General features: G+C 72.3%; 6 protein-coding genes and 2 pseudogenes. 2 read left to right on the top strand and 6 right to left on the bottom strand.

Annotation, left to right across the window (positions count from 1 at the left end; all coding sequences use genetic code 11):
- Positions 1-362: 362 nt before the first annotated feature.
- The 5 genes and pseudogenes from AXW62_RS10440 to AXW62_RS10455 form a co-directional block, all read right to left on the bottom strand.
- Positions 363-713: pseudogene (locus AXW62_RS10440) on the bottom strand (SDR family oxidoreductase); the annotation flags it as partial.
- Positions 714-845: 132 nt separating this feature from the next.
- A complete protein-coding gene (fdhD, locus tag AXW62_RS10445) occupies positions 846-1,739 on the bottom strand; it encodes a formate dehydrogenase accessory sulfurtransferase FdhD (RefSeq protein ID WP_060944265.1) in 894 nt (297 codons plus the stop codon).
- A gap of 5 nt (positions 1,740-1,744) precedes the next feature.
- Positions 1,745-2,013 (bottom strand): annotated as a pseudogene (locus tag AXW62_RS10450) (2Fe-2S iron-sulfur cluster-binding protein); the annotation flags it as partial.
- 149 nt (positions 2,014-2,162) lie between these two features.
- Positions 2,163-2,285 carry an MFS transporter small subunit gene (locus tag AXW62_RS46640; RefSeq protein ID WP_258407506.1) on the bottom strand — a complete coding sequence of 41 codons (123 nt, stop codon included), beginning with the start codon at positions 2,283-2,285 and terminating at the stop codon, positions 2,163-2,165.
- Complete coding sequence (locus tag AXW62_RS10455) at positions 2,282-3,676, bottom strand: L-lactate MFS transporter (RefSeq protein ID WP_060944267.1); 1,395 nt, start codon at positions 3,674-3,676, stop codon at positions 2,282-2,284. The genes AXW62_RS46640 and AXW62_RS10455 overlap by 4 nt, the downstream gene beginning before the upstream one ends.
- A gap of 140 nt (positions 3,677-3,816) precedes the next feature.
- Here AXW62_RS10455 and AXW62_RS10460 point away from each other — a divergent pair, with 140 nt between their 5' ends.
- On the top strand, positions 3,817-4,494 hold the full coding sequence (locus AXW62_RS10460; protein WP_060944268.1) for a GntR family transcriptional regulator: 678 nt from the start codon (positions 3,817-3,819) through the stop codon (positions 4,492-4,494).
- A gap of 34 nt (positions 4,495-4,528) precedes the next feature.
- Here the strand turns inward: AXW62_RS10460 and AXW62_RS10465 are convergent, their stop codons facing one another.
- Complete coding sequence (locus tag AXW62_RS10465; RefSeq protein ID WP_030836970.1) at positions 4,529-4,816, bottom strand: ribosomal protein L7/L12; 288 nt, start codon at positions 4,814-4,816, stop codon at positions 4,529-4,531.
- A gap of 259 nt (positions 4,817-5,075) precedes the next feature.
- Here AXW62_RS10465 and AXW62_RS10470 point away from each other — a divergent pair.
- A partial coding sequence (locus AXW62_RS10470) for an ROK family transcriptional regulator (RefSeq protein WP_060944269.1) occupies positions 5,076-5,977 on the top strand: 902 nt, incomplete at its 3' end.

Genomic DNA, 5,977 nt, shown 5'->3' on the forward strand with positions numbered 1-5,977 from the left:
GAGCCGTAAACGAAGGCGTTTCGTGGTTGCGTTCATGGTTCACCAGCCTCCGGGTGCGGCGGCGCCCCGGCCATGCGGCAGGCCCCCCACCTGCGGGTGGGGACAGCCCCATGGCCGGGTCCCGGCCGGGCGGCCGGGCCTGTCGGACTCCGGCCGGGGGGTCGGGCTCTGGCAGTCGCGTCCCGGGCGGTCGGACCCCGGCTGGGCAGTCGGGTCCCGGGCGGGCGGGCGGGCCCCGGGCGGGGGGTCGGGCTCCGGCTGGGCAGTCGGGTCCCGGTCAGACCTGTCGGACCCCGGGCGGGGGGTCGGGTCCCGGGCGGGCGGTCGGACCCCGGGCGGGGGGTCGGGCCCCGGCCGGGCGGTCAGGCCGAGGAGCCGCTGTGCACGACGCGGTCCGCGCCGACCACGGAGCCCGCCGCCGGTGAGGCGAGGTGGAGAACCGCCGCCGCGCCCTCCTCCGCGACCTCCTCCGCCGCCGCGACCCGGCCCAGCGGAGTCTCGGTCTTCATCCGCTCGGCGCGGTCGGCCTCCGTCTCACCGGGCCGCAGCGACATGGGCGCGTCGGAGGAGCCGGGGCGGTCCCCGTTGATCCGGATGCCCTGGTGGACGTGGTCCAGCGCGGCACGTCCAAGCGCGGCGGCCCGGGCCAGCGCGGTGACCGCCGCCTTGGAGGTGAGGTACGCCCCCAAGCCAGGGGCCCGGAGATGGGCGCCGGGCGGTCAAGAACCCTTCCGAGTGACCGTGCGAAGGGGGACCGGAGGGACGGGGCCAGGTAGGGGCCGGCCGGCGCAGGGGGCGCTCCCCGCCGGCCGGCCCGCCAACCCGTGCAGCGGGCGGACCGCTTCTCAGGCCCCGCCGACCGCTGTCCGCAGGGCGAGCCGGTGCTCGCCCGCGTACACGTTCATCGAGGTGCCGCGGAGGAAGCCGACCAGGGTCAGCCCCGTCTCCGCCGCCAGGTCCACCGCCAGCGAGGACGGCGCGGACACCGCCGCCAGCACCGGGATCCCTGCCATCACCGCCTTCTGCGCCAGCTCGAAGGAGGCCCGCCCCGAGACCATCAGCACCGAACCCGACAGCGGCAGCAGACCCTGCTGGAGCGCCCGCCCCACCAGCTTGTCCACCGCGTTGTGCCGGCCCACGTCCTCCCGCAGGTCCAGCAGCTCACCGTCCGGGGTGAACAGCCCCGCCGCGTGCAGCCCGCCGGTCCGGTCGAAGACGCGCTGCGCCGCGCGGAGCCGGTCCGGGAGCGCGGAGAGCGTCTCGGGCTCGATCCGGAGGGGGGAACCCCCGCCGCCGTCCGCCCCGTCCGCCCGGTCCGTCCCGTCCTCGCCGTCGCCGAGCCGCCAGCGCGCGGTCGTCCGCACCGCGTCCAGACTGGCCTTGCCGCACAGACCGCAGGACGACGTCGTGTAGACATTGCGCTCGAGGGTGATGTCCGGGACGGGCACGCCCGGGGCGAGCTTCACGTCCACCACGTTGTACGTGTTGGAGCCGTCCTCGGTCGCGCCCGCGCAGTAGACGATGTTCGCCAGTTCGTCCGCGCGCCCCAGGACGCCCTCGCTCACCAGGAACCCGGCGGCGAGGGCGAAGTCGTCCCCCGGTGTGCGCATGGTGATCGCCAGCGGTTTGCCGTTCAGCCGGATCTCCAGCGGCTCTTCCGTCACGAGGGTGTCCGGCCGGGTGCTGACCGCCCCGTCCCGGATGCGGATGACGCGGCGTCGCTCGGTGACCCGTCCCATGTCGATCAGTCCCGGTTCTGTGCGTGGTTCTGTACGTGTTGGCAGCCGAAGCGACCCTTGCCGAAGCGACCCTTGATGCACAGGTTCCCGTGTGTCACGGGATCATCGTGCGGCGAGGTGACCTTCGCGATCTCATTGTCCTGTACAGGGAGCGTGGGAGCGCAGCCCGCCCACAGGAGGCGCACACCGTCGTCGTCTCCGTCCGCGCCGACTCGCCCCACGTCCCGGCCGTCCGCAGGGCGAACTCCGTCCTGACGCTCAGCGCGCCGCAGGGACGCGCCGCCCCCCACCGTATCGTCGACAGAATATTGAATACGGTATGCCTGTAAGAGGTGTCAAGGAGTCGGACACACCTCGCCCCCTCGTGTCCGCGGGGTTGGTGAGCGCCCGGCCGGTGCCGCCGGTTCAGCCGGTTCAGCCGGTTCAGCCGGAGAAGAGCTGTGTGGCCTTGCGGACGAGTTCGTAGACCCCGTAGCCGAAGGGCAGCACAACCCATGCCCAGACGGCGACGGTCAGCGCGGTGCGGTTCCTGGCCGGTTCGGTCATCGGTCCGTTCCTTTCCGGGCGGGCGCCGCCCCGGCGCCGGCCGCCTCCGTCGCGCGGGCCGGTTCGTGGAAGCGCGGATGGACCGGGCGTACGAGTTCGTTGGCGATGAAGCCGACGACCAGCAGCACGATCATGATGGTGAGGGAGAGCGAGTACAGCCCGGGGCCGGTCTTGCCCGCCGCCTCCTGGTGGTCGGCGACCTTGTTGACGATGAACGGGCCGAGGACCCCGGCCAGCGACCACGCGGTGAGCAGCCGGCCGTGGATCGCGCCCACCTGGTAGGTGCCGAACAGGTCCTTCAGATAGGCCGGGGCGGTCGCGAAGCCGCCCCCGTAGAAGGAGAGGATCACCAGGGCGCCGATCACGAACACGGGCTTGGAGGAGTCCCCGAGCTGCGCGATGGCCAGGTACATCAGCGCGCCCACGCCCAGATAGACCCGGTACATGTTCTTGCGGCCGATGAGGTCGGAGGCGGACGACCACAGCAGCCGCCCGGCCATGTTCGCCGCCGACAGCAGGGCGACGAAACCCGCCGCGGCGGTCGCGGTCACGGGGGTGGCGGTGCCCGCGAAATAGTCGCCGATCATGGGCGCGGCCTTCTCCAGGATGCCGATGCCCGCCGTCACGTTCATGCACAGCACCACCCACAGGCACCAGAACTGCGGGGTGCGGACGGCGTTGCGCGCGGAGACGTCGGCGGTGCTGACCATGTGTCCGCGCTCCCGCGGCGGTTCCCAGCCCGCGGGCCGCCAGCCGTCGGGCGGCACCCGCACCAGCAGCACGCCGAGGGCCATGAAGACGGCGTAGGTCACGCCGTGCACCAGGAAGGTGGCGGCGATGCCGCCGCTGTCGGTGCCGAAGTGCTCCAGCAGCTTGCTGGACCAGGGCGAGGCGATCAGCGCGCCGCCGCCGAAGCCCATGATGGCGATGCCGGTGGCCATGCCGGGCCGGTCGGGGAACCACTTCATGAGCGTGGAGACGGGGGAGATGTATCCGATGCCCAGCCCGATCCCGCCGACGAAGCCGTACCCGAGGACGACCAGCCAGTACTGGCGGGTGGCGGCGCCGAGCGAGGCGATCAGGAATCCGGAGGAGAAGCAGACCAGGGAGACGAACATCGCCCAGCGCGGGCCATTGCGCTCGACGAGCGTCCCGCCGAAGGCGGCGGACAGGCCGAGCATCACGATGCCCAGCTGGAAGGGGAGCGCGCTGGCCGTGCCGGACAGGTCCAGGGAGGACTCCAGCGGCGGTTTGAACACGCTCCAGGCGTAGGCCTGGCCGATGGAGAGATGGACGGACAGCGCGGCGGGCGGCACCAGCCAGCGGCTCCAGCCCGGTGGGGCCAGGGTGCGCGAGCGGTGCAGCGGGCCGGGGCGATCACTGGTGACCATGCCCGGACCTTAAGGATTCAGCGAGTCCACTGACTAGACATCAGGCGTCCCGGATACGGCTGAGCCGTGGACAGCATGGGTAAACTGTAGACAATAACCAATTCATGTATCCGGAAAACGACGAGCCAGAGGGGGGCGCGATGCCGGCGACGGGACTACCCCACGGCGCGGTACCGAAGCTGGAGCGGCCCGGTCCACTCCGTGAGCGGGTCTACGAGGCGCTGCTCGAACTCATCACCACCCGCGCTCTCCGTCCCGGCCAGCACCTCGTGGAGAGCGAGCTGGCCGGCCATCTCGGGGTCTCGCGCCAGCCGGTGCGCGAGGCGCTCCAGCGGCTCAACACCGAGGGGTGGGTCGATCTGCGGCCCGCACAGGGCGCGTTCGTCCACGAGCCCACCGAGGAGGAGGCCGATCAGCTCCTTACGGTGCGCACCCTCCTCGAGGCCGAGGCCGCCCGGCTGGCCGCCGCGTCGGCCGACGGGGCCGGGATCGCCGCGCTGGAGGAGCTGTGCGCGAAGGGCGAGCGCGCGGTGCTGGACGACGACGTGGACGGCGCGGTCGCGGCCAACGCCGCGTTCCACGCCGAGGTGATGAGGCTCGCCGGAAACGCCGTCCTGTCCGAGCTGGCCGCCCAGGTGGACCGCAGGGTCCGCTGGTACTACACCCCGGTCGCCCGGCAGCGCGGCAAGCAGTCCTGGATCGAGCACCGCGAGCTGATCGCGGCGATCACCACCGGTGACGAACAGCGCGCCACCGCCGTCATGCGCGCCCACACCGAACACACCCGCCGCACCTACCACGAGCGCGAGCGGTCCTGACCCCTCCGCCGCCCCGCCTGCCGCCGGGCGGCGTTCACTTCGCGGCGACGTCCATGCGCTCGACCGCTTCCTTGGCCTCCCTCAGACCGGCGTCGGTGAGCTGCCGGTAGACCTTGATGGCCTCGATCTTCTTGCCCTCCCGCAGCAGGGCCGCCACCTGCTCCAGGCCGGGCTCGGCCACCTGGATGTCCAGGTGGCCGAGGATCAGGTCCAGCTTGCGCTCGATGCGGTCCGCCCTGCGCTGGATCTTCTGGATCCTGGACTCCAGGAGTGGATACTGCAGCACGAGGGCCAGGATCACCAGGTACGTCGCTATCTCCATGATCACCGATCGTAGTCGCCGCATCAGTGTCCGGGCATTCCGCGCCCAGGCATTCCGCGCCCGGACGGGCCCCGGAGCCGGCACCGCATCAACTCCGCTTTGTCCTGCGGGAGGAGAAAGTCAGCGGTAATTGCGGCGCAAGTTCTTCCCACCCCCGACAACCGCTGCTACGTTCCCCGTGAAAGCCCGGCAACGCAGACAGCGTGGACAGGGGAACCACCGGGATGCCGATGACGGCGGGAGGGGCAGCGTGAGGCGCATGACGGCACGACCGGCCAACGCACATCAGGCACGACTGCTCCGTCTGCTGCGCGACGGCGGCCCCAACTCCCGCGCCCAGCTGGGCGATCAGATCGACCTGTCACGTTCGAAGCTCGCCGTGGAGATCGACCGGCTGCTGGAGACCGGGCTGGTGATCGCGGACGGGCTCGCGGCCTCGCGCGGCGGCCGGCGCTCGCACAACATCCGGCTCGCCCCCGGGCTGCGGCTGCTCGGCGTCGACATCGGCGCGACCTCCGTGGACGTCGCCGTGACCAACGCCGAACTGGAGATTCTCGGCCACCTCACCCAGCCCATGGACGTGCGCGAGGGACCCGTCGCGGTCTTCGAGCAGGTGCTGGACATGGCCGCGAAGCTCCGGGCCTCCGGGGTGGCCGAGGGGTTCGACGGGGCGGGCATAGGGGTGCCCGGCCCCGTGCGGTTCCCCGAGGGCGTGCCCGTGGCGCCGCCGATCATGCCGGGGTGGGACGGCTTCCCGGTACGGGAGGCGCTCAGCCAGGAACTGGGCTGCCCGGTCATGGTCGACAACGATGTGAACCTCATGGCGCTGGGGGAGCAGCACGCGGGCGTCGCCCGTTCCGTCAAGGACTTCCTCTGCGTGAAGATCGGCACCGGTATCGGCTGCGGGATCGTCGTCGGCGGTGAGGTCTACCGCGGTACGACGGGCAGCGCGGGTGACATCGGCCATATCCAGGCCGAACCCGACGGCCGCCCCTGCGCCTGCGGCAACCACGGCTGCCTGGAGGCGTACTTCGGCGGCGCGGCGCTGGCCCGGGACGCCGAGGAGGCCGCCCGCGAGGGCCGGTCCGCCGAACTCGCCGCCCGGCTGGAGGCCGCGGGCGGCCTCGCCGCCACCGACGTCGCCGCCGCGGCGTCGGCGGG

It is taken from the genome of Streptomyces hygroscopicus subsp. hygroscopicus (assembly GCF_001553455.1).
In the GTDB taxonomy this organism is placed as follows: Bacteria; Actinomycetota; Actinomycetes; order Streptomycetales; family Streptomycetaceae; genus Streptomyces; species Streptomyces hygroscopicus.

Excerpts from the sequence above, each read along its gene's own strand:
- AXW62_RS10460 (WP_060944268.1), top strand. The coding sequence starts at position 3,817 with ATGCCGGCGACGGGACTACCCCACGGCGCGGTACCGAAGCTGGAGCGG.
- AXW62_RS46640 (WP_258407506.1), bottom strand. The coding sequence starts at position 2,285 with ATGACCGAACCGGCCAGGAACCGCACCGCGCTGACCGTCGCCGTCTGG.
- AXW62_RS10465 (WP_030836970.1), bottom strand. The coding sequence starts at position 4,816 with ATGGAGATAGCGACGTACCTGGTGATCCTGGCCCTCGTGCTGCAGTAT.
- fdhD (WP_060944265.1), bottom strand. The coding sequence starts at position 1,739 with ATGGGACGGGTCACCGAGCGACGCCGCGTCATCCGCATCCGGGACGGG.
- AXW62_RS10455 (WP_060944267.1), bottom strand. The coding sequence starts at position 3,676 with ATGGTCACCAGTGATCGCCCCGGCCCGCTGCACCGCTCGCGCACCCTG.